General features: G+C 47.5%; 16 protein-coding genes and 1 riboswitch. Of the genes, 12 read left to right on the forward strand and 4 right to left on the reverse strand.

All coding sequences use genetic code 11. The features are described from left to right. The first annotated feature begins 133 nt into the window (after positions 1-133). Positions 134-3,127 carry a YDG domain-containing protein gene (locus H9Q79_RS01190; protein ID WP_118648467.1) on the forward strand — a complete coding sequence of 998 codons (2,994 nt, stop codon included), beginning with the start codon at positions 134-136 and terminating at the stop codon, positions 3,125-3,127. Positions 3,128-3,283: 156 nt separating this feature from the next. Here H9Q79_RS01190 and H9Q79_RS01195 read toward each other — a convergent pair whose 3' ends face one another. Further along, the gene (locus tag H9Q79_RS01195; protein WP_249329040.1) at positions 3,284-5,224 is read right to left on the reverse strand and encodes a sensor histidine kinase; all 1,941 of its coding nucleotides are present in this window, start codon (positions 5,222-5,224) and stop codon (positions 3,284-3,286) included. A gap of 3 nt (positions 5,225-5,227) precedes the next feature. Then, a complete protein-coding gene (locus tag H9Q79_RS01200) occupies positions 5,228-5,890 on the reverse strand; it encodes a response regulator transcription factor (protein ID WP_118648473.1) in 663 nt (220 codons plus the stop codon). Positions 5,891-6,177: 287 nt separating this feature from the next. Here H9Q79_RS01200 and H9Q79_RS01205 point away from each other — a divergent pair, with 287 nt between their 5' ends. Continuing rightward, positions 6,178-7,983, forward strand: a complete 1,806-nt coding sequence (locus H9Q79_RS01205; protein WP_249329041.1) for a hypothetical protein — start codon at positions 6,178-6,180, stop codon at positions 7,981-7,983. 46 nt (positions 7,984-8,029) lie between these two features. On the opposite strand, the gene H9Q79_RS01210 is transcribed toward H9Q79_RS01205, so the two are convergent. Beyond that, the gene (locus tag H9Q79_RS01210; protein ID WP_118648477.1) at positions 8,030-9,175 is read right to left on the reverse strand and encodes a methyltransferase domain-containing protein; all 1,146 of its coding nucleotides are present in this window, start codon (positions 9,173-9,175) and stop codon (positions 8,030-8,032) included. 223 nt (positions 9,176-9,398) lie between these two features. After that, a riboswitch (cobalamin riboswitch) is annotated at positions 9,399-9,575 on the forward strand. Positions 9,576-9,752: 177 nt separating this feature from the next. Here H9Q79_RS01210 and H9Q79_RS01215 point away from each other — a divergent pair. From H9Q79_RS01215 to ltrA, 7 genes are all read left to right on the forward strand, one after another. Then, entirely contained in the window at positions 9,753-10,502 is a 750-nt protein-coding gene (locus H9Q79_RS01215) for a class I SAM-dependent methyltransferase (RefSeq protein WP_118648479.1), read from the forward strand. 39 nt (positions 10,503-10,541) lie between these two features. Continuing rightward, positions 10,542-11,483, forward strand: coding sequence for a nickel ABC transporter permease (nikB, locus tag H9Q79_RS01220; protein ID WP_118648481.1), 942 nt, complete (start codon positions 10,542-10,544; stop codon positions 11,481-11,483). After that, positions 11,480-12,310, forward strand: a complete 831-nt coding sequence (locus H9Q79_RS01225; RefSeq protein ID WP_118648483.1) for an ABC transporter permease — start codon at positions 11,480-11,482, stop codon at positions 12,308-12,310. The genes nikB and H9Q79_RS01225 overlap by 4 nt, the downstream gene beginning before the upstream one ends. Before the next feature lie 123 nt (positions 12,311-12,433). Further along, positions 12,434-14,026: an ABC transporter substrate-binding protein gene (locus H9Q79_RS01230; RefSeq protein ID WP_249329042.1), complete on the forward strand. Its 1,593-nt coding sequence runs from the start codon at positions 12,434-12,436 to the stop codon at positions 14,024-14,026. 16 nt (positions 14,027-14,042) lie between these two features. Beyond that, positions 14,043-14,840 (forward strand): ABC transporter ATP-binding protein, encoded by a 798-nt coding sequence (locus H9Q79_RS01235; RefSeq protein WP_118648485.1) that lies wholly within the window; start codon positions 14,043-14,045, stop codon positions 14,838-14,840. Further along, positions 14,830-15,792, forward strand: a complete 963-nt coding sequence (locus H9Q79_RS01240; RefSeq protein WP_118648487.1) for an ABC transporter ATP-binding protein — start codon at positions 14,830-14,832, stop codon at positions 15,790-15,792. Before H9Q79_RS01235 ends, H9Q79_RS01240 begins: the two co-directional genes overlap by 11 nt. 543 nt (positions 15,793-16,335) lie before the next feature. Next, positions 16,336-17,616, forward strand: a complete 1,281-nt coding sequence (gene ltrA, locus H9Q79_RS01245; protein WP_249329043.1) for a group II intron reverse transcriptase/maturase — start codon at positions 16,336-16,338, stop codon at positions 17,614-17,616. Positions 17,617-17,723: 107 nt separating this feature from the next. On the opposite strand, the gene H9Q79_RS01250 is transcribed toward ltrA, so the two are convergent. Next, the gene (locus H9Q79_RS01250; protein ID WP_249329044.1) at positions 17,724-18,668 is read right to left on the reverse strand and encodes a LysR family transcriptional regulator; all 945 of its coding nucleotides are present in this window, start codon (positions 18,666-18,668) and stop codon (positions 17,724-17,726) included. Between the two features lie 201 nt (positions 18,669-18,869). Here H9Q79_RS01250 and H9Q79_RS01255 point away from each other — a divergent pair, with 201 nt between their 5' ends. The 3 genes from H9Q79_RS01255 (at position 18,870) to H9Q79_RS01265 (ending at position 22,072) form a co-directional block, all read left to right on the forward strand. Next, positions 18,870-20,306, forward strand: a complete 1,437-nt coding sequence (locus tag H9Q79_RS01255) for an SLC13 family permease (RefSeq protein ID WP_249329045.1) — start codon at positions 18,870-18,872, stop codon at positions 20,304-20,306. Positions 20,307-20,330: 24 nt separating this feature from the next. After that, the gene (locus H9Q79_RS01260; RefSeq protein WP_118646105.1) at positions 20,331-21,338 is read left to right on the forward strand and encodes a uroporphyrinogen decarboxylase family protein; all 1,008 of its coding nucleotides are present in this window, start codon (positions 20,331-20,333) and stop codon (positions 21,336-21,338) included. A gap of 152 nt (positions 21,339-21,490) precedes the next feature. Next, positions 21,491-22,072: a DJ-1/PfpI family protein gene (locus H9Q79_RS01265; protein WP_118646107.1), complete on the forward strand. Its 582-nt coding sequence runs from the start codon at positions 21,491-21,493 to the stop codon at positions 22,070-22,072. The last annotated feature ends 8 nt before the right edge of the window (positions 22,073-22,080 follow it).

Genomic DNA, 22,080 nt, shown 5'->3' on the forward strand with positions numbered 1-22,080 from the left:
ATTTGACGGGATAAAGTATTTATCCGGGTGAGAAAATAAAAAACAACAGATAACAACAAGATCCCATTCCCATTTCTCAGAAGTGTATTTAAAAGTATAATGTATTTATTAAACATAAAAGTGAGGTAGGATAATGAGACAAAGGACCAGGCATAATTTTAAAATTTATTTCGCAGCAGCTTTCCTATTCATGTGTGTCATGGTTATAAAGCAGGCGATTCCGGTTCGGGCCGATGGGACTAAAGCAGTAACCGTTGAGAAGGGTACGGCAGTTACTAAGACATATGACGGTACGCCGGATGCCATGGCAGCGGTTAGCGCAGATAATTATGTGCTAAATGGGATAGAAGGTGGAGACGACGTGCAGCTTACCTACCAGGGAGCTGAGTTTAATGAAGCAGGCACAGAGGCAGCTTACGTGACGCTGACCGGATTAGGGCTGACCGGAAAAGATGCCTCCAAATACATATTGAATTCCGGTACAGCCACATTAGATGGGAGTATCAGCAAATATATCTTGACGCCGGATAATGTGAGGTGGTCGGTTCCGGATAGCTGGGAATATGATAATCAAACCCACTGGTTTAGCCCGGTTGTTGATCCCACAGGGAATTTCTATATGGAAGTGGATTATACCCTGTATAACAGTGTGGGACAGGTGATATCGAATGAGAAGGTGAAAGATGCCGGAACTTATAAGGCAGTGTGCAATGGAATTGTTTCGGATTATGCGTGGTATATGAAAGACTATGATGATACGGCGTTAGTTGGTTATGAAAAAACCTTCATAATTACAGGCAGAGAACTTACTGAATCTATGCTTCAGGGATTTGAGGAAAGGGTCGCTCACGTGTCAACACTGTCTTCCACGGGAAGTTATCCACAATACATCCTTGCGGACGGCGATGATACGTTAAAAAAAGACAAAGATTATACGGTAAAGTATTCCGGAAAGGGAACGCTTGCCGGGCATTATACTATGACAATTACAGGAAAAGGGAAATACTCGGGAACAATTGAGAAGAATTATGATGTATATTATGAAAAATATACTGGGAATTTACTGCCGGAGCTGCCAGCAGACTGTGAATTCTATACCCAGGGTTTTTCTCTGAAACTCCCTGCGGGGACTACTGTGGGTAAGACGGACAGTGGCAGTTTTACTAGCAGATATAAAGTGACAGAAGATGGAGTCAATGTGACTCAGGATGTCTATGTCAAAGTGAATTATAAAATATACACGTATTCGTTTTCTTACAGCATGGATTCAGTAATGCCGGAAGTATCCCTTGTTGACTTTGATGCGGACGCGGACTGCTATTTGGATCAGATCCTGAATATTACTGAAGACAATATCAAAAAGGTAGAGCTGATTATCAGAGATAACAGGGCGAATATCCTTGTACAAAGGGAAATTTATCCGGAAGTGGACGGCAGATATCATCTGCGCATTGATAAATCCGTTACAGCGCCCAGCGGGAAATCAAGCGATTATCTCTACTACGATATCAAGGTAACAGATAAGGCCGGACTCTGGAATTATGGCCTTGGTAATTATCAACTGGGCGTGCACGTATATCCGATTTCCAGAATGTATGACAAAATCACGGACGGAGGCATTCTGTCGGAGACGACGGTTACTTCTGACGACAGGCAGGCGCTGGAAACCACACTTGCAAAATACAAATCGCTGCCAGTCGGTTCTGGAGCGTCAGATGAGCAGAAGGAGGAAATCGACTTCTATGAGAAGATCATACAGAAGCTTCTGGATAAGATTTCAGCAGTTGAAAAAGAGATAAAAGAGATCCGGGATTTTCATGATGCAACAGATACGAATAAGGTCACAACAGATCAGATGGCGGCCATCAAAGTGTTCTGCGGTCGGGTCGAAAACTTGTTGGAAGAAAATAATCTGACATCTGGAGAGCGCTCGTCTCTTGAGAAAATCAACCAGGCACTTCAGGCGGAGTACGCGAAGGTTGTTTCTGTAAAACAGGAATTAGAAGAGATTGAAGAAAAAATGTCTTCGATGTCAGAGAACAGTGTGACCAAGGACGATCTGACGGCATTGGACCAGTTGTTATCGGATACAATCAGAATGGAATTGGATTATTCTAACCATATGACAGAAAAACAGAAAGCGAGCCTGCAGGAATGGCAGAAAGAGATTCTGGCCATGGAAAAACGGATAGACGAGGCAGAGAATTGTCTGTCCGGGATCGGTGGTATTGACAGCATAGATACCGGGCATTTAGAGAAAGATGACCTGGAGGCGCTGAAGGATTTGCAGGCAGTTGTGAACACGGTGGAGAAAGAATATAAGGGAAACCTGAACACTGAGGGCCTGGCGCAGTTTGAAGAATGGAAGAAGACGATTAATGATTCAATAAAAGAGATAGAAACGAAATTAAAGCTGATTGAAGAGACAGACAAACTATGCGGGGAAGTATTTACAGCCGTAACAGAGGAAAATGTAAACAGTGACAGCCGAAACAAATTGCAAAAGCTTCTGGAAAGTATAAAGTCAGTTGAGAAACTAGGAACGGATTATCTAACCAGCGATGAAAACTCTATGTTTATGCAAAGAGAAAAGGTTGCAGAAGCACTGATTCAAAAGTTGGATGATGTCCAAAAGGAAAAGGAAAATCTGTCCGAGCTGATAAAAATCAATTTAGAGAATATGAAGAAAGAGGATTTAGAAAAGTTAAAAGAAAATATTGCGGGAATCGAGAGGCTGGAAAACGCAATTGGAGGAAACCTGACAGAGGAAGAAAAAGCTGAGCTGTCAGAAGCCAAAAAAGAACTTCAGAGCTGTGTGGAAGGCATCGAAAAGGTGCAGAAAATTGAGAATGAATTGATAGAGATTCTTAAGAAGGAAACGTTGAGTGAACAGGACAGGAAAAGAGTGAAAGAGCTCCAGGAAATGATAGGACAGTTACATCCCGGAGAAAGGAGGATCTTCGATGTAACACTTCAGGACAGGGCTGTACAGAAGGCTTCTAAATCAGTGACAGCCGGTGTCAATACGGGAGATCCTGAATCAGGCATGGCCTGGATGCTGATGTTGTTGTGCGGGGCACTTTTTCTGGGAACAGTTGTTTATAAAAAGAAAGAGCAGAATGTCTGATAAATAAGTATACCCGCAGGGCACCCCGTAACACATGCCCTGACGGGCGGGGGAACAGCTCATGCTGTTCCACAAAGTATACCCACAGGGCATGTGTTGCGGGATATTCTGGAGTATAGCTGGAGGGGAATTTGAAAAAATACTCCCTCCAGTCTTTTATTTAGAGGCTACAGGTAAAATGATTGTAAAAGAGGTCTCTTTCTCAGGAATAGAAGTGACGCTGATGGAGCCGCCGCATTCTTCTATAGATATCCGGGCGAAGTATAAGCCTATCCCGTGACCTCCGGCGGTTGCATGGGTAGTAAATTTGTAATTAAATACATGAGATAGGTTTTCTTCTGATATGCCGTGTCCGTTATCACTGATCTTAATCATTGCAGTATCCGTCCCGTAGCTTGCTGTCAGGCTCAGTTTGCCGTCTACAGGGGTGTGTTCTGTGGCGTTAATAATTATGTTCTCCAACACCCTGAATAATTTTGTCTGCTGAATGCGGATGTCGGGTGAATTGGGCGGAAGCTTCAGCGTATAATAAATTCCGTTGGCATCAGCATAAGGAAGCGTTTCGTTGTAGACATACGTTAAAAATGTATTGCAATTCAGAGATACAGGAGGTTCTCGCAGCTGGTCTTCTGTATTAAAGAGCTGCAGTGTGAGAATATTTTCCTTAATCTGGTCTGTTTTGCTGCCTATGATGGCCAGGTAATTCTTTGTTTCTTCGTCCAGCTGGGTATTGCTCTGACAGATATAATCAACGTAAGTCTGTATTACTGTGGCAGGTGCTTTTAAATCATGAGCGGCGGATGAAAGGAAGCTGCGTCTTTCATCCAACAGCCGGGTGAGAAATTCGGTTTTTTTCTCCACTTCGCTGTGCAGGCTGCTGGTAAGATTTTCATGATCCTCGGCGAGTTCCCTGTTTGTCTTCAGAATCAGGAACGTGAAGAAGATTACCATGATAAAAGATGCATATTCATCCAGCCAGGCAAAACGGATGGGTTCATACGTTCCTCCGGTCAGGAGGTCCGCGAATATGCCGGCGCCGAACATGGCATTTCCGTACAGAAGCCAAATATTCCGGGTATTGTGAATCATACCGGCCAATGAAGCGGCGATCAGATAGAGGCTTATATAGAGTTTAAAGAGGGAAATCAGCCATCCATACACCAGAATCATCTGCGGAATAACAGGAAATAAAATGTAGGGAAACAGGACGGAACTCAAGATCATCGTGCCTGAGATGCCCACGGCAAGTTTATGGAACAATTGCAGTTTCCTCATCCGGGTGAGTTGGCCCGTCAATAGTGTGATGCACAAAACCATCGCGTAATATGAGCTGTCTTCTGCAATATAGGAAAGCTCACCGCTCCCAAGCCTCAGCCAGTGAACAAAAGGATAGCTGATGTGAATGGAAAAAAACAGACACAGGAGTCCGTAATGAATGTGCAGCAGGTTCCGGCCTCTTCGCCTCCACAGAGAGATAGAGGCAATAGAAATTCCAAGAGAAAAAAAGCAAAACAGTCCGTACAACAGCAGCTGCACTGCGATGAGCCGCTGGATTTCAGAGAGTGGGCCCAGAAGCGGAGGATAGATCATGCCGCTGTAATAATGCGATTGATTGGCAGTGAGAATTGTGATCTCTGCGGTACCGCTGGGCAAAAATATGAGAGAGTTCCCAGTCTGCATGCTATAAGGAGAAAAATCTCCGTATTCAGCAACACATTGATCATTCACATATATTTTGGAGGCTGAAAAAATCTCAGGTAAAATCATGGCCCATGGATCGGAAATATTCTTCAACTCAAGTATTTTGTGATAAGTTGCCTGGCCAAATGGCTCGGAATTATCACGTGTGCCGGAAAAGCCGCCGAATTCTCCGATATAAATAAGCTCGGATGATATGGTGAGATCCCCGGCGTGGAAATCTTCCGGCGTATAGAGATGGCCGGCACAGTATTCCCAGTGATCAGAAAGAGAGGTTATTTTGTCTGAATGTGCGGTGTATTTATTGTCATAAGTGTAAGCCGCATAAAATAATAGCAGCAGCAGGGAAATCAGGGCTGCGCCTCCCAAGAGGAATTTGATTTTGGATTTTGTTTTCATAAATTACCCCACATAGACATATCCTTTTCCCCATTGGGTTTTTATGTATTCATGGCCGGGAGAAAGCGCCATCATTTTTTTCCGGATTCGCATGATCATCACCTGAATGCTGTGTGTGTTATAGAAATGTTCTCCCCATAAGGCGTAATAAATTTCCTCCTGGCGGAAAGGCTGACCCTCGTGAGCTTTTAGGAAGTTTAAAATCTCATATTCATTGGCAGTGAGTCGCAGAGAACAGTGATTGAGATAAGCCTGTTTTTCGACAGAGTTCAGTACGAGGGCTTCATCTGGAGAGTCTTGGACTGTTCCGGTGTTTCGGATACGCGTGCGAATTCTGAGTTCGAGAACCGGCAGGGAATAAGGCTTGGTCACATAATCGTCCGCACCGCAGTGAAAGGCCTCGATCAAATATTCTTCTTCTGCCATATTTGATAAAAATATCACGGGTATAGAGCGGTTCTGCCGCAGTTCCCGGCAGAAATCCAGGCCGTTAGTGCCAGCCATGCAAATATCAAGAAGGATGCATTGGTAATCCTGTTTATTCAATAATTCAAGCGCTGTCTCAGTGTCGGCGGCTACATCGGCTATATAGCCGCGCTGCTGAAAAAACTTTTGATTTATATTTAAAATTTCCACATCGTCGTCAATGAAAAGTAAACGGTCCATGATTCCTCCACTAGTGAATCGGCGGCCTAAGACTATAGCCATGAGATTTACATGTATTGTATCATTATTTGTGGCTTATTTTCAATTTTTTCTGGGTTTTATTTATTAAAGTTGTTATTTGTTGTGGAATTTTGTTTTATTTGATGGTGCGAATTGACCTTCTTTGCTAAATTGATATATAATGTAAACAGTGAATGCAAGAACGTACCGCGATGTATGCCCTCTGCGGGGCAGTGGAACAGCTTATCCTGTTCTGCAGTAAATTTGATCTACAGGAAAGGCTGGAAATGAAAAAGTTTTTTGTTGCTATTGTTGTACTCATGAGTTTTATGCTGTTTCCCGGAACGGTCTGTGAAGCATTTGAAGAAGAACCGAAGGGAGACTCTTTTAGCAGCTGGTATGAAGAAAATAAGAATAATGATGGAGCCATATTTGAACTGAAGGATATGGAAGTGTGCAGGGACGAGCCAGTTGTATTGGATGGAACAGGCAAGATTACCATTGATTGCGGTGAGTATGGTTTTGTGGTAGGGTGTACAATGACCATAGACAACCCCAATTTAACAATTAAAGGACATGGTGATTTTGTATTTCTGGCCAATTCCCATTCATCACAGTTAATGCTTCGGAGAGGTGAAGTGAATTATGAGGGAGGCGGTAAAGGGATTATCGCTACGGGAGGCAGTATTACAAGCGGTTGTGACGGGGCGGATAGTTTTTTCATTCATGCGTCGGGGGAGAATCCTACCGCGGTATTTTTAGGCACTATGGATGCCTGCAGCTTTCAGGGAGTGCGGATACTGGCAGAAGGAGATGGCAGGGCAAATGGTATCTATGGTACCCGGGGGAATAAAACAGAGGACAGAGATTGTAGTATAGAAGTCTCGGGGACGGAAGTAGCTTATGGAATCGATGTGAATGGGGAGCTTGTGATAGAAAACACTTCGGTTACGGCTGTCTGTTCCAGCGGAAAGGGACATGCCTTCAGCGTGTCGGGAAGTGCGGTAATATGGAAAAATTGCAGCTTTGTTCCGGAATACCGCACAGGTGAAGAATACGTCATAATAGATTATGATCCCCCGGCGCCCATAGTCAGGACGGGAGAAGAGGGGGAAGACGCTGAACTTCCCTGCGGATTAATGTCGTATGTTGAGAACAGGAGAACCGGGGAAATTACGAAGATTGAGATTCCTGTTCTGTGGCAGAGAGAGAAACAGGTAGAAGGAGACAACATCTGTGTGGTGGTTAAAGGCCAATTTAACACAGATGGGTTTCAGGAAGTATACGATACAAAAGAAGATCTGGTTCCAAAAGTTACTGTATTTACGGCTCCGGACAAAAAGCTGTTTCTGATATCATATGAGGTTCTGAATCGTGAAGCTGGAAAAACGAATCTTTTGCTTCTGGTTCCTTACCCCTGGGAGGCATCGGCAGCTTACCTGGAATATGGAGAGGACGGAGAAGATTTTACCAGATATAATGTGGCAGGGAATACGAATCTGATATCGCCTCAGGAGAGCTTCATACCAGACTGGATATATGGCTTTAAAGTTGAGCTTCCGACAGACGCTGATACCATATACTTAAAGATGGTGGCGGAAGGGGGAAGCTTTGACGGTGAGAGCAAAGTTTGGAAGATCTGCCGGGATTCAGACCAGACCATTCCAGAAGGTATGGGGGGAGACATGGATGGAGACCGTGGCGGGCAGATAATTGCGCCCGGAGCAGTGGAGGATGAGCAGGGAATGGATACCACATCTGCGGTGCAGGAGAACCAGGAAGCGGAGGGAACCGGTGCGGTCGAGGATAAAACCCGGGAGGAATGGCTGAAAAGAAAGCAGGAGAATGAACAGAAAGAGAATCATCAGCCTGCTGCCGGGATTCAGTCAGACAGAGAGCAGCAGGAGGAAGCGCTGCCCGAAAACCGCAAGGATTTCGGAGAACACGGGGGGCTTTATGCAGAGGAAAATCCGGCAGGTGAACCGGCTGACAGGAAGTCATATAATCCGGCAGGTCTTCTGGCAGGGGGAATTCTGATACTATTTCTTGTAATATTTTTCATTAAGTATTGCGCAGGAACTAAAAGACGCTGAAAAGGCATCCTTGGGAAACATGAGAAGCCCCGAAATCCGGGGCTTCTCATGTTGTGGGAAAGGCGTCTAAAAATTCCATATAAAGCTGATTGAGCTGTGACAGCTTCTGGGACGGGAAACTGCTGAGAACCTTGGCATAGCGGACTTCCAGAGCTTGTTCCTCGCGGCGGTGCTGCTTCTGTCCCTCAGGGGTCAGCGTCAGGAGCATACTGCGGCGGTCTCTGGGATTGGGCATTTGGCGGATATAGCCTTTCGCTGCCAGCTGTGCCAGTATCCGTGTGACCGTCTGTTTAGGGATGAAAATATATTCGCTCAGATCGCTGGGCCGCAGGCCCTCCGGCTGATACATGAGCAGGTCCAGAATCAGATACTCGGTATCTTTATTGTTGCCAAATTGCCTCTGTTCCCGGTAGAACAGCTGATTATGCGCCTTAAATAACTGAAAATCATAATCTGTGTCCTCCAATTCCTCAGGGCAGGCGGGCTTCACAGTAAAAATAGAAAACAGCGGATGACTGTCAGAGGACTTCGAACTGCCATGGGGGTTTAATCTGCCGCTTATATTTCTGATACATTCACAATGTACAAATCCCAGATTCCGGAGCGTGGCGATATCCCATTCCGGCCGTTGGACGTAACTGATCGGAAGGAGAGAAGTGTAGGCATGGCATTCAGCAAAAAGGGCTTTCTCATCCGGTGTTGCCCCAAGCCCCTTGAAAGCATCTCTTCCATAATCGGCGTCACAGTTAAAGAAGCAGCCGCCTGGTTTCAGCACCCGGAAGATTTCCATATAGACTCGCCGGGGGTCCAACACAGTCCATATAGTGTTGCGGCAGATGACCACATCGAAAGAACCACTGGGAAAATCCATCTGGTGGGCGTCCATCTGGAGAAAGGTCAGAGAATAACCAAATTCAGACGCAGCTGCCCGCGCCCGCTGAAGCATGTGACGGGAGATATCTACAGCTGTTACCTTATGCCCCAGGGAAGCGCATACGATTGCCATAAAACCGGTGGCTGTACCGACATCCAGAACCTTTAACGGCCGGTCGGAGGAAGGCAGAACAGCTTTCATTTCAGCCTGCCAGAATTGAAATTCCCTTCCGTGAAGATGCTTATGCCGCATTTGGCCATAACTGGTCGCCCGAATATCCCAGTAAACAGTGATGCGGTCCTTTAGATTTATGTCCATGAGTAAAACTCCTTTGGTGTCTGAGTAATTTACAATATTAGATTAGCACAGCAACTAAAGAAAAACAATCATGGTTTTGCGGCGGATCTTTGGATAGATATCCGGACTTCGGAACAAAATCATAATTTGTTGACAAGTTTTGAGGGTTGTGTTACTATTAATGTACCGAATGGGACTAAATGACAATTACATAAAGTGATAAGCGGATAAAATGCCTGCAAGAGATTGCAGTTTCGCAGAAAGCTGTTGGCTTTCTGGCGATAGGGAAACAGGTGTAAATCCTGTGCAATGCCGTTGCTGTGAGAGTGGAGCGTGTCTCAATAAGCCACCGGGGGACTGGGAAGGCGGGACTACGTGAGGAGGCTCAAGCCAGAATACCGGTTTTATCTGTTATTTTCAAGCTGCGAGCCACAGCTAAGAAAATTCTTTTTTGCAAAAGCCGGAATGCTTTTGTGTTTTTATGAGTATGGAAAAACCTGAACGTTTAAAAAGGATATGTCTGTGGACATGTCCTTTTTTTGTAAATGATTTTGCGGGTGGTTAATTTGCGAGGGATATTTTATTACAGGAGGAATGTATGAGTTGCCAAAAGGAGATTCAGGAATATTGGAATGCCAGATCAGGGGATTTTTCGGAAATAAGCAGGGAGGAGCTGGAATCTCCGGAAGCGGGACAGTGGATAGAGTATTTTTCAGGGATATTGCCCCATCCGGAGGAGGGGAAGGCAGTCCGGGTGCTGGATTGCGGCGCGGGAGCCGGATTTTATACGGTTTTGCTTGCAGAGTACGGATGCCGGGTCACTGCTGTGGATTACAGCCAGGGCATGGTTGAGCAGATAAAGGAAGCGTTGAAAAAGAGGGAACTGGAGGCGGATGTTTTTCAGATGAATGTTCAGGAGCTTCATTTTCCGGATAATACCTTTGATGCTGTTGTGAGCAGGAATCTGTTCTGGAACCTGGAGGAACCGGTGAAGGCCTACAGAGAGCTTTATCGGGTATTAAAACCGGAAGGGGTGCTTATGGTTTCGGACGGGAACTTTTATCTGCACCTATATGACGGGAGGTACGCATCTGCCCGGGAGGAACAGCAGCGTTTCAGGCCGGCAGGATGCCATGACAGGCACAACGAAGCTAAGGTAGACTATTCAGTCATGGAAAAAATAGCGGAATCACTTCCCCTGAGCAAAAGACAGCGGCCAGATTGGGATCTGGAGCAGTTAATAGGGCTTGGTTATGAGGAGATCCATACAGAAATCCATTACTACAACGGCAGAATAGGGCGGCAGCTGCCTGTATCTTTCAGAATTTCCGCAAAAAAGCAGAAGTAATATGTCCATACACCGGCATACAGGAGAGGAGGCAGGGAATTGCTGCGGTATATCATGAAGCGTATGGCAGCGTTAATTATCATATTATTTGGGCTGTCTGTGCTTACTTTTTGTCTGACCAACATTCTGCCGTCAGATCCGGCTCAGCAGATGCTGGAAAGCATGGGTGCGGGGAGCGATCCGGAGGTAATCGGCAAAATTAAGGAAGAATACGGGTTGGATCAGCCTCTGGCGGTTCAGTATAAGAACTGGCTGGGAGGCGTGCTGCATGGAGATTTTGGGGATTCGGTTAAATATGGGCAGCCGGTTTCGGAAATCCTGGCGAGGAAACTTCCGAATACAATAAAGCTGGCCTGTTCCTCTTTTCTGCTTATGCTTGTCATTGCGCTGCCGCTGGGCATCCTTTCGGCAGTTTACCATAATAGAATTGCAGATTATATCATCAGGTTTCTGGCTTTTATCGGAGAGGCCATGCCCAGCTTTTGGATTGCCCTGCTGTTGATCTATTTGTTTGCTGTGAAGCTGCATGTCCTACCGGTGGGAGGATCAGAAAGCATGAAGCATTTGATCATGCCTGCTGTCACGCTGGCGCTGGGCATGGCGGCCTCTTATATCCGGCGGATACGTGCGGCTATGCTGGAAGAAATGAGTGAGCCTTATATCATGGGGGAGCTGTCCCGGGGCGTGTCCAGGAAGCGAATTGTTCTCCGCCATGTCCTGCCGAACTCGCTTTTGACCATCGTTACGCTTCTGGGAATGTCTTTTGGAGGACTGCTGGGAGGAACGATGATCGTAGAGACTATATTCAGCTGGAATGGCATAGGCAGCGCTGCAGTCAGTGCGATTACCAACAGAGATTATCAGTTGATTCAGGGGTATGTCATGTGGATGGGCGTGATTTACGTATGCGTCAACCTGGCGGTGGATATATTTTACCGTTATCTGGACCCGAGGATACGGCTGGGAGGTATGGAAAAGTGAGAAAAAAGACAAAGCGGAGAAAAAGCCGTTACACCAGTTTTATTATATGCCTTGTGCTGGCAGTCCTTTTTACACTGTTTTCTGTCTGTGCGGGAAAATTCGCGCCGTATGACCCGCTGGAGACCGACTATGCGAATATGCTGGCGGCGCCCTCTTCAGGCCACCTTTTCGGAACAGATCAGCTGGGAAGAGATCTGTTTTCCAGAATCTTATATGGAGGACAGACGTCTCTGTTAATCGCCTATCTGGTCACTGCGATTATTTCAGTTCTGGGCATCCTGATCGGAATAGTCAGCGGCCTGGCGGGAGGCGCGGTGGACAGCGTCATTATGCGGTTGGTAGACGTACTGATGGCATTTCCGGGAAATATATTTGTGCTGGCCATGGTGGCGGTCATGGGGACGGGGATACAGAATCTGATCATCGCGATGTGCTTCACAGGGTGGACAAAATATACCCGCGCCAGCCGCTCTCTGGTGCTTTCTATTAAGAATGGGGATTATATCCTGCAGGCGCGGCTGGGAGGCGCTTCGACCTTTAAAATCATGGGTACGTATATTATGCCGAATGTCATTCCGTCCCTGCTGGTGCTGATAGCTCAGGATATTGGAGGAAAGCTTTTGGCAATTGCCGGGCTTTCCCTTCTGGGGCTGGGATCTAAGCCACCGACGCCGGAGTGGGGGTTTATGCTCAGTGAAGGCAGGAATTATATGTCAGCCGCGCCCTGGCTTTTGATATTTCCGGGGCTGATTATCCTGATTAATGTGATTATATTCAATCTGTTAGGCGACAGCCTGAGGGACATCATGGACCCTCATTATAAGTAGCTGTAAAAATAAAGGTAGCAAATCCTGCGGCGGTCTTTGAGGCAAAACGGATCTGAAATGTGCACAGTCTGCCGGCCGGACAGGCGCAGGGGTTAAAATTACATAATAAAAAAGGAGAAAATCATGAAAAAACGAGTAGTTACAGCATTTCTTTGTATGGCGCTGGCCGCCGGCCTGACAGCCTGCGGAACTGGTAAAGGGGAAAATACAGCTTCTTCCCCGTCGGCGGATACATCCTCTGATGCGGCAGCAGCCAGCCAGGATGAAGGAACAGAAGAATCACATATTAATATGGCGTTATTCACCTATATCGAAGGGTTGGACCCGGCAGAGGGCTGGGGCGGCTGGAACCTGACACGCTGCGGTGTGGGAGAGACGCTGATTACTGTGAATGAAGACATGGAATTTGAGGGGCAGCTGGCGGATGAGTGGGAACAATTAGATGATGTAACCTATCGCGTACATATCCGTCAGGGTGTTAAATTCAGCAATGGGACGGAGCTGACGCCTGAGATTGTGAAAGCGTCCCTGGAGCGCTCCATTGAACAGAACTCCAGAGGCGGCGCGCTGAAATTAGCATCTATCGAGGTCGACGGTGAAAATCTGATTTTTACAACAGAGGAGCCGTTCAGTGCATTTATCGCTAATCTGACGGAGCCCATGTATTGCATTATCGACACCACAGCGGATCTGGAAGAGGCGGCTTCCAAGCCGGTCTGCACAGGACCGTACATGGTGACGGAATATGTGTCTGAGGAAAAGATTGAGCTGGCCGTCAATGAGAATTACTGGGGCGATATTCCGAGCATTGAAACCATCACAGCCCTGAATATCGGATCGGATACTAAAACAGAGGCGATTCTTGCCGGAGACATTGACCTGGCTCAAGGCGCCAGCAATACGACTTTAAGCCAGCTGGAAGGTGTGGATGATATCGAACTGGCGACTGTTACCGGAACAAGGGAAAGCGATATTGTCTTCAATTGCGCAGAAGGAAGTAAGTTATCTGATGTAAAGCTGCGTCAGGCATTGTCCTACGCAACAGATCGTGAAGTAGTAGCAGAGGTGGCTGGAAACGGGTACGCGCAGCCTTTGGGTACAGCTTTTCCTGATACGGTTGGTTATGATTCTGATAAAGTAACAGGCCAGTCCCACGATCCGGACAAGGCGGCAGAGCTTCTGAAGGAGGCCGGCTATGAGGATACGGACGGTAACGGATTTGTGGAGAAGGACGGACAGGAGCTTGTGATCACAATTTCGCTGTCCAGCTCATCCTCTACGGCGGTGTCTGAGGCGCTGCAGGACCTGTGGCAGACAGCGGGCGTGCATACGGAGATCGAAATGCTGGAAAACGTAAAAGATAAGCGGGACAGCGGTGATTTTGACGTTATCTTTGACGGCTGGCAGACAGTAAATGCAGGTGATGGACAGTATTATCTGGCATCACGGTGGCAGACAGGCGGAACAGATAATTATGGTAAATATTCCAGCGAAGAATTTGATGCAGTAATGAAAAAACTAGATGAAGCCTTTGATCAGGAAGAACGTGTGGAGGCATTTGTGGAGGCTCAGCAGATACTGGCGGATGACTGTCCGTGCCTGTGGCTGTATGCAAATGACAATATCACTCTTATCAATACGGAAAAGGTGAACAATGTCACCATGTTCCCGATTGATTATTATCTGGTGACTCCGGAATGGAGCGCCGGAAAATAAGGGGAAGGAATCAGATATGAGCATTTTGCGGATTGAGAATTGCAGCATCAGCTATGATGAGGATAAGTATGCGGTAGAACAGGTATCCCTGGACGTAGAAGAGGGGGAAATTGTGAGTATTGTAGGCGAGAGCGGAAGCGGGAAAACAACCCTGATCCGTGGTGTCATGGGCCTGCTCCCGTCCGGAGGCCAAATATCCGGAGGAAAAATATGGTTCAAGGACAGGGAACTGACAGCGATGACGGAGGCTGAGCTGCAGGCAATCCGCGGAAAACTGATGGCGATGATTTTTCAGGACCCGGGCCTTTCCCTGGACCCGGTAAACCGGATAGAATCTCAATACAGGGAATCGATTCGCACCCATAACAAAAGGCTTTCCAGGGATACCTGCCGGGATATGGCGAAGAAGATGCTGAAGGCTATGCATCTGACAGATGCAGACCGTGTGCTGCGCTCCTATCCCATTGAGCTGAGCGGGGGAATGAAGCAGCGTGTCGGCATAGCCATGGGCATGACAGCCCGGCCGCTGCTGCTGCTGGCAGACGAGCCTACCAGCGCGCTGGATGTGACGATTCAGGCTCAGGTGGTCCGGGAGATGAAGGAACTGAGAGATACTTATGGGACGTCTATCGTGCTGGTGACCCATAATATGGGGGTGGCGTCTTACCTGTCTGATAAAATCGGTGTGATGAACCAGGGAAGGCTGGTCGAGTACGGCACCCGCGGGGAAGTGATTTTCCATCCGAAGGAAGCGTATACGCGGAGCCTTTTAGACGCGGTTCCAAAGCTGGGAGGGAAGCGATATGGAGAATGAAAGGCCGATGGTTGAGATTTCACATCTCTGTAAAAGGTTTCAGATAGGAAAAAAAGAGCTGTCGGCGGTTTTTGACGTAACACTGACCCTGGCAAAAGGAGAATGCCTGGGTATCGTGGGGGAAAGCGGGTGTGGGAAAAGCACGCTGATCCGGATGATTATCGGGGCTCTCAGGCCCACGTCCGGACAGGTGCGCGTAGACGGCGTGGATTATTGGTCATTGAAGAGAAGTGAGCAGAAAGCGTTCCGCAGGAAAATTCAAATGGTATTTCAGGAGCCAATCAGCTCCTTCAGTCCCCGGATGAAAATCGGAAGTTATCTGATGGAGCCCAGGATCAACTACGACCGCCTGTCCAGAAAGGAAGCGGAGAGGGAAGCGGAGGCGCTGTTGGAAATGGTAGGTCTGCCGGACACGTTCATGAAGCGTTATCCCCACGAATTGTCGGGCGGACAATTGCAGCGTGTGGCCATAGCCAGGGCGTTGGCGGTCAGGCCGGCTCTTCTGGTCTGCGATGAAGCAACCGGAGCGCTGGACGTGTCGATTCAGAATCAGATTGTGCAGCTTTTGGTTAAGCTTCAACGGGAACAGGAAGCGGCGTGCCTTTTTATCGGCCATGACCTGGCTCTGGTCAGCAACGTGAGCCAGAGGATAGCGGTCATGTATCTGGGAAGGATTGTAGAGATCTTAAAAAGTGAATCGCTGGAACGGAAAGCGGCCCATCCTTATACCCAGGCTCTTCTGGGTGCGGTGCTGGATGTTTACTGCGACCAGGAGGCTGAGCTGCCCCTGCTGAAGGGAGAGCCGCCGAGTCCGCTGGAACTGCCGAAGGGTTGTGCGTTCGCGGACCGCTGCCCCAGGGCCCATGAAAACTGTTATGAGATGCGCCCCGAATTGAGGGAAATAGCGTCGGGGCATTTTGCGGCCTGCCACAGGCTGTCAGCAAGGATGTAATTCATAAATTTTAAGACAGAGAAAAGATATCGCCAGAACCGGCATTTGCCGGAACTGGCGATTTTGTTTGCCCAGCATGGGCGTATTCTAATGGGTGAAAGTCCCTAGTGCGCGTAGGCAACGACGAAGCACATAGCCGAACAGCAAGGGTGTCCGCCGTGAGGCGGAATCTGAAAGAAGCTGTGAGCAAATCTCTGACCTGACGGACAGGAATCGCATATAAGGCTCGGAAATACGGATAAGGTGGCAAAAGGCACTGAAGTCCAAAAGGTTGCCGGAAGTACGAGTAAATGCGGCAGGGACATGGAGAGAAAGAATGCGCACCTTAACTGGGGAGGTCTTACTGGCGTTTCATCAGCCGTAGCAACAGCGAACAGTGAGAAGTCAGCAGAAGCCATAGTAGTGGGGAAGTTCCTGTAATGGGAATGGAGCGAAGGGCTGAACAATCAATCAGTTGAAGTACGTTCCACTTCGTAGCCGGAGCAACGTCTGACGATAACTTCAAAGGCGGCAAAGGCAAAAGGGGCAGAAAGGAAACAACGCATGGACACAGGTAGTCTAATGGAGCAGATATTGAGCAAAGAAAACCTTAATGCGGCATATCTGCAAGTCGTCAGGAACAAAGGAGCAGCAGGGGTAGACGGAATGACCGTTGAAGAACTAGGCCCATACCTTTCGGAAAACGGCGAAAACATCAGGGAACAGCTGCGGACGAGAAAGTATAAGCCGCAGCCGGTACGCAGAGTGGAGATACCGAAGCCGGACGGTGGAATAAGGAACCTGGGAGTGCCGACGGTGGCCGATCGTTTTGTACAACAGGCGGTAGCACAGGAGCTGACTCCGATATTTGAGGAGCAGTTTCATGACCACAGCTATGGATTCAGACCAAACCGGTGCGCACAGCAGGCAGTCTTAAAAGCACTGGAGATAATGAATGACGGACACAGTTGGATAGTAGACATCGACCTTGCGAAGTTCTTTGATACAGTAGACCATGACAAGCTGATGACAATCATCGGACGAACCATAAAGGACGGGGATGTGATATCAGTGGTAAGAAAGTTTCTGGCCAGCGGAGTGATGATAGACGATGAGTATGAAGATACAATAGTCGGCACACCGCAGGGAGGGAATATCTCGCCATTATTAGCGAACATCATGCTCAACGAGTTGGACAAGGAACTGGAAGCAAGGGGACTGGATTTTGTCAGGTATGCAGATGACCTCATCATCATGGTCGGGAGCAGGCAGGCGGCGGAACGGGTCATGAAGAGTGTGACGAGATTTATAGAGAATAAACTCGGACTCAAAGTGAATGGCGAAAAGAGCAAGGTGGATCAACCGAAAGGCATAAAGTATCTCGGGTATGGATTTTACTATGACACATTTGCCAAAGGATATAAAGCCAGACCACACACGAAAGCGGTGGAAAAGTTCAAGGAGCAAATGAAGGAACTTACATGTAGGAGTTGGGGAGTCAGCAACACCTATAAGGTGAAGAAACTCAACCAACTGATACGAGGATGGATTAATTACTTCAAAATCGGAAGCATGAAAAGGTTATGTAGAAAGCTCGATAAGCATATCCGCTTTAGAATGCGAATGTGTATCTGGAAACACTGGAAAACACCTAAGAACAGGGAAAAGAATCTTATCAAGCTCAGACTGCCACGGTGTGGGGCGCATGGTATTTCGTATGCAAAGGGATATGCCAGAGTGAGCAGAAGCTGGAATCTCCACATCGGTATCAGTAAAGAGAGACTGGCTAAGTTTGGGCTTGTATCTATGGAGGACTACTACGCCGAAAGGCGGGTTACTTGTTAAGTTGATTGAACCGCCGTGTACCGAACGGTACGCACGGTGGTGTGAGAGGTCGGTAGGCGAAATAATCGCCTACCTCCTACTCGATTGATTAAAGCTCTGTTTTATGTTTACCATAGTTTCTTTAAATTGAAATAGTCGTCCATGGAATTGACAAAAGCATTGGTAACGGTACGGTTTTTTCTGCGCCTCTTAACGAGCATAATCTGATTGGTAGCGATAGAACGCTCCAATGGGACATAGATGACGTTGGCCATAGGCCGGAACTCAACGCTGGGATAGCCCACAAAGCAATATCTGTGCTGATTTATAGCGATCTGGCTGCAGGTCTCTATATTGGAAATCCGGCTGACATTTTGTAACTCATGCCCCCAGTCCATGAGAATCTGTTCACTCTCTGTTTTCTGTGAAGGAGTGCCGGTATACAGCAGCATGGGCAGATGCTCCAGAACGGTCAGCGGAATTCTGTCATATTCTGCGAGAGGGTCATTTTGAGGAATCTGGAGGCAGAGTTCATCCTCGAACAGAAAATAACAGTGGTAATTTTTCTCAGTTTTTTTCTTCAAGGCCGGTAATTTAGCAGAAACCTCATTGGTTAATATAATATCTGGCATTTTGCTGTCGTTCGTGGTGGAAAACAAGAAGTCCCGGATTTCTATGCTGCTTTTTTTATCAATCTGCACGGGGGTATTGGTGTAATCTACCATCAGGATATTGACTGCACCGAAAGCTATAAGTTCCATAACCGCGCAGCAGGACATGAAAACAGGCAGCTGGCTGTCATCCTGTACTGGTGGCTCCTGCACATGAAAATGGGCATTTAAGGCGGCGATATCCTCAATGACTTTTTGAATCAGGAGGTAAGCTTTTTCGCCTGCCTCTGTCAACTGAATGCCGGTACGGGAACGCAGATAGAGGGTTGTATTCCATTCAGCTTCCAATTGAATCATGGCTTTGCTGATGCTTTGCGCAGAAAGAAACAGACGTTCACTGGCCTTGCGGATGGAGCCTGTTTCTGCTATTTCCTGAAAAATGTAGAGCTGTTCCAGTCTCATTCTTCCTGACCTCGCTTTCATGTACTGAACTGATAGTATTTTAACATTTTAGATCTCCGTGTGTCAACCTGAGGCTGACACATGACGATTAACGTGCGCAGGCGTTGCTTTACAAAGATAGCATCTGTTCATAAAATATAAGTAATCCCGAATATTCAGGAAATGATATCGTACATAACAGAGAATGAGGAGGAACTTGCGATGAGCAAAAAATACTACGTTAACAGTGCGATTGTGGTGTTACTGATGGTTCTGTTTCGGTTCATACCTCCCTGTGGTTCCATGACTGCCCTGGGAATGACGATTCTGGGCATTTTCCTTGGAGCTTTATGGGGATGGATTACATGCGACATGATCTGGCCCAGTGTTTTAGCGCTGGTTATGCTGGGATTCAGCGGTTATACGGAGAATGTAGCGGAAGCGCTGACAAATACTATCAGCAATGGGACTATACAATTGATTTTATGGCTGCTGGTATTTTCGGCGCTTCTTACAACCACCGGAATTTCCAAATGGGTTGTAATGAAGCTTGTGAACTCGAGGCTGTGCAAGGGGCATCCCTGGCGGCTTTCGATTATCATCTGCCTGGCAGTCTGGATCTGTGCCGCATTTGGCGCAGGTTTTGCGGCAATCCTGATTTGCTGGCAGTTTATCTACACGATCTGCGCTCAGGTGGGATATACCAAGGAGGATAAATGGCCTAAGATGATGATCTGCGCGATTATTTTCTTCAACGCGCTGGGAGCCCTGGCCCTTCCGTTTCAGGGAGGAGTTGTGGCAAATTTCGGCTTCCTGGCAAAGGCCTCGAACAGTACCTATGTGAGTTATAATTATGTACAGTACCTGGGCTTCAGTGTGGTGTTCTGTGCAGTGACCATGGTTCTATACCTTCTGTTTTGCCGTTTTATCCTGCGGCCGGATATGAGCAGGCTGATGAGCACAATTGATGTCGGCGAAGCAGAGAAACTGGATACCCGACAGAAGATTTCTATAGGCGCTCTGATTGCATTGATGGCGCTGACGATTTTGCCCAGCTGTCTTCCACAGGGACCGGTGAAAATGTTCATGAGCCGTTTGGGAACCACGGCCTGCGTACTTCTGATTGTGGCCTTTGTTACCTTTCTCAGGGGAAAAGATGGAAAACCATACTTCACCTTTAAAGAATTGGCGAATAACGGAGTGATGTGGCCCCTGCTGTTCATGGTTGCAACTGCTACGATGATGGGAGGCGCGCTGTCTGCTCCGGATTCCGGATTTACTGCTACGATTACAGGCATGTTTGCTCCGGTGCTGTCAAACGCCAGTCCCTTTGCATGTGCTGCGGTGATTGCTCTGGCGACGTTGCTGCTGACAAATTTAATTAATAATACGGTTGCCAGCGCCATTATGATTCCGGTCATGTATCCCTTTGCGGTACAGCTGGGCATTAATCCGCTGATGATGACTGCAGTCATCTGTTTCTGTGCCAATTGCGGACTGCTTCTGCCCTGTGCAAGCCCGGCAGGCGCAATGCTGCACGGCAACAAAGAGTGGATCGGCACCAAAGATGTGGAAAAGCACTCGCTTCTGGGTATCCTGGCGCTGGCATTGGCAGCTGTCTTCGTTGGCATCCCCTTGGGAGCTGTGATCTTTCATTAAACAGAATAAAAAGGAGATTAGGATATGTTATTAATTAATAACCCGCCGATTACCCCCCGTGAGAATTACATACGTGCGGCAAAGCATCGCAATCCCCTGTGGCTGCCCATGAAATCAGATTCTGTGAACTTTGCCCCCCGCATCTATCCGGATAACGTCGCCCGTGCGTTTGTAGTGGATGGGATGCCTTATGACGGACCGGTAGGCGGAGCAGATATCTTTGGAGTTCAGTGGAAATATATCGATATTGCAGGCGGCTCTATGGTAGAACCGGGCCGGCCATTTTTAAAAGAGGTTTCTGAATGGAGGGAGAAAGTGTGTTTTCCGGAGCTGGACAGATGGGACTGGGAAAAAAGTGCTGAGGAAAACCGGGAATTCCTGAATACAGATAAGCTGGTCACTGCCTGGATCTTTAACGGTTTGTTTGAACGTCTGATATCATTTGTGGATTTTGAAGCGGCGGCTGTTGCGCTGATCGATGAGGAGCAGCAGGATGACGTGAAAGCATTGTTCCAGGAACTGGCAGACTTTTACAAGCGCCTGATCGACAAGTTTGTTGAATATTATCATGTGGACGCCATATTTTTCCATGATGACTGGGGATCACAGAGGGCCCCGTTCTTCTCGCTGGATATCTGCCGTGAAATGATTGTACCATATATGAAACAGATTGTTGAGCACTGCCATAAGAAAAATCTGATATTCGATTTTCATTCCTGCGGGAAGAATGAGGCTCTGGTGCCGGCTATGCTGGAATGTGGAATGGATATCTGGGGCGGCCAGCCGATGAATGATAAACGGATGCTGGTAGAGGCATACGGGGATCAGATTCTGATTGGAATTCATTGCCCTTATAATCAGGCTGTGCCTGCGCCTGAAAATGATGAGGAGCTGTATCGGCAGGTGGAGGGATTTCTGGCACCTTATGCGGAGAACATCAAAGAAAAGCCATTTTTCCTTATGGATCTGAAGCCGGATAACCGTGTCAGAGAAGCGTTCTATAAATGCAGCATGAAGCTGCTGCAGAAATAGAAAAACATCCCCAGGGGTAGCTTGTGCAGGAGGAAAGGAGCTTGTATACTGTATTTAGATTCCAGAGTATCATATAACACATGCCAGCGAAGGGGCAGAAGAACAGTCGGCAATGCCTGCTTGAAAAAATACATAAACCCAGGGGGATGTTTATGAACGTGAATATTTTTCTATATGATGATTTTGAAACCTTAGATGCCTTTGCACCAGTTTCGGTGTTCGGGCAAAGGCCGGATTATTTCCATATCAACTATGTTTCCATGTATGGGGACATCGTGAACAGCAGCCAGGGCGTCAAGGTATGGACGGAAGCGGCCAGTGAAGTGCTGCTTAAGGATATCCTGGTCATACCGGGAGGACGGGGAGCGAAACGGCTGATCACTCATGACGAAATTCTGACCGGTTTTCTGAAAAAGGCGGCTGAAAGTGTGAATTATTGTCTGATGGTCGGAAGCGGGGCCGGAATCATTGCGCAGACGGGCCAGCTGTTCCACCGCCATGTGGCGGATTTTGAAATGGCTGAGAACTGGAAACGGATGTTTACCGCGGGTATCAGCTGGATACCTGATGTGAAATGGGTTGCGGATGGGAAGTTTTATTCTTCGTCCAATTCTGCGGCTGCTTTCAATATGTCTCTGGGAGTTGTGACGGAGCTGCTCGATCCGGACCTGTCGGATGAAATCGCCCGGAAACTGGGTTATAGCTGGGATATTGAAGAAGACGGGTACTATTGATGGACGGG

Source organism: Wansuia hejianensis, from assembly GCF_014337215.1.
GTDB classification, from domain to species: Bacteria; Bacillota; Clostridia; order Lachnospirales; family Lachnospiraceae; genus Scatomonas; species Scatomonas hejianensis.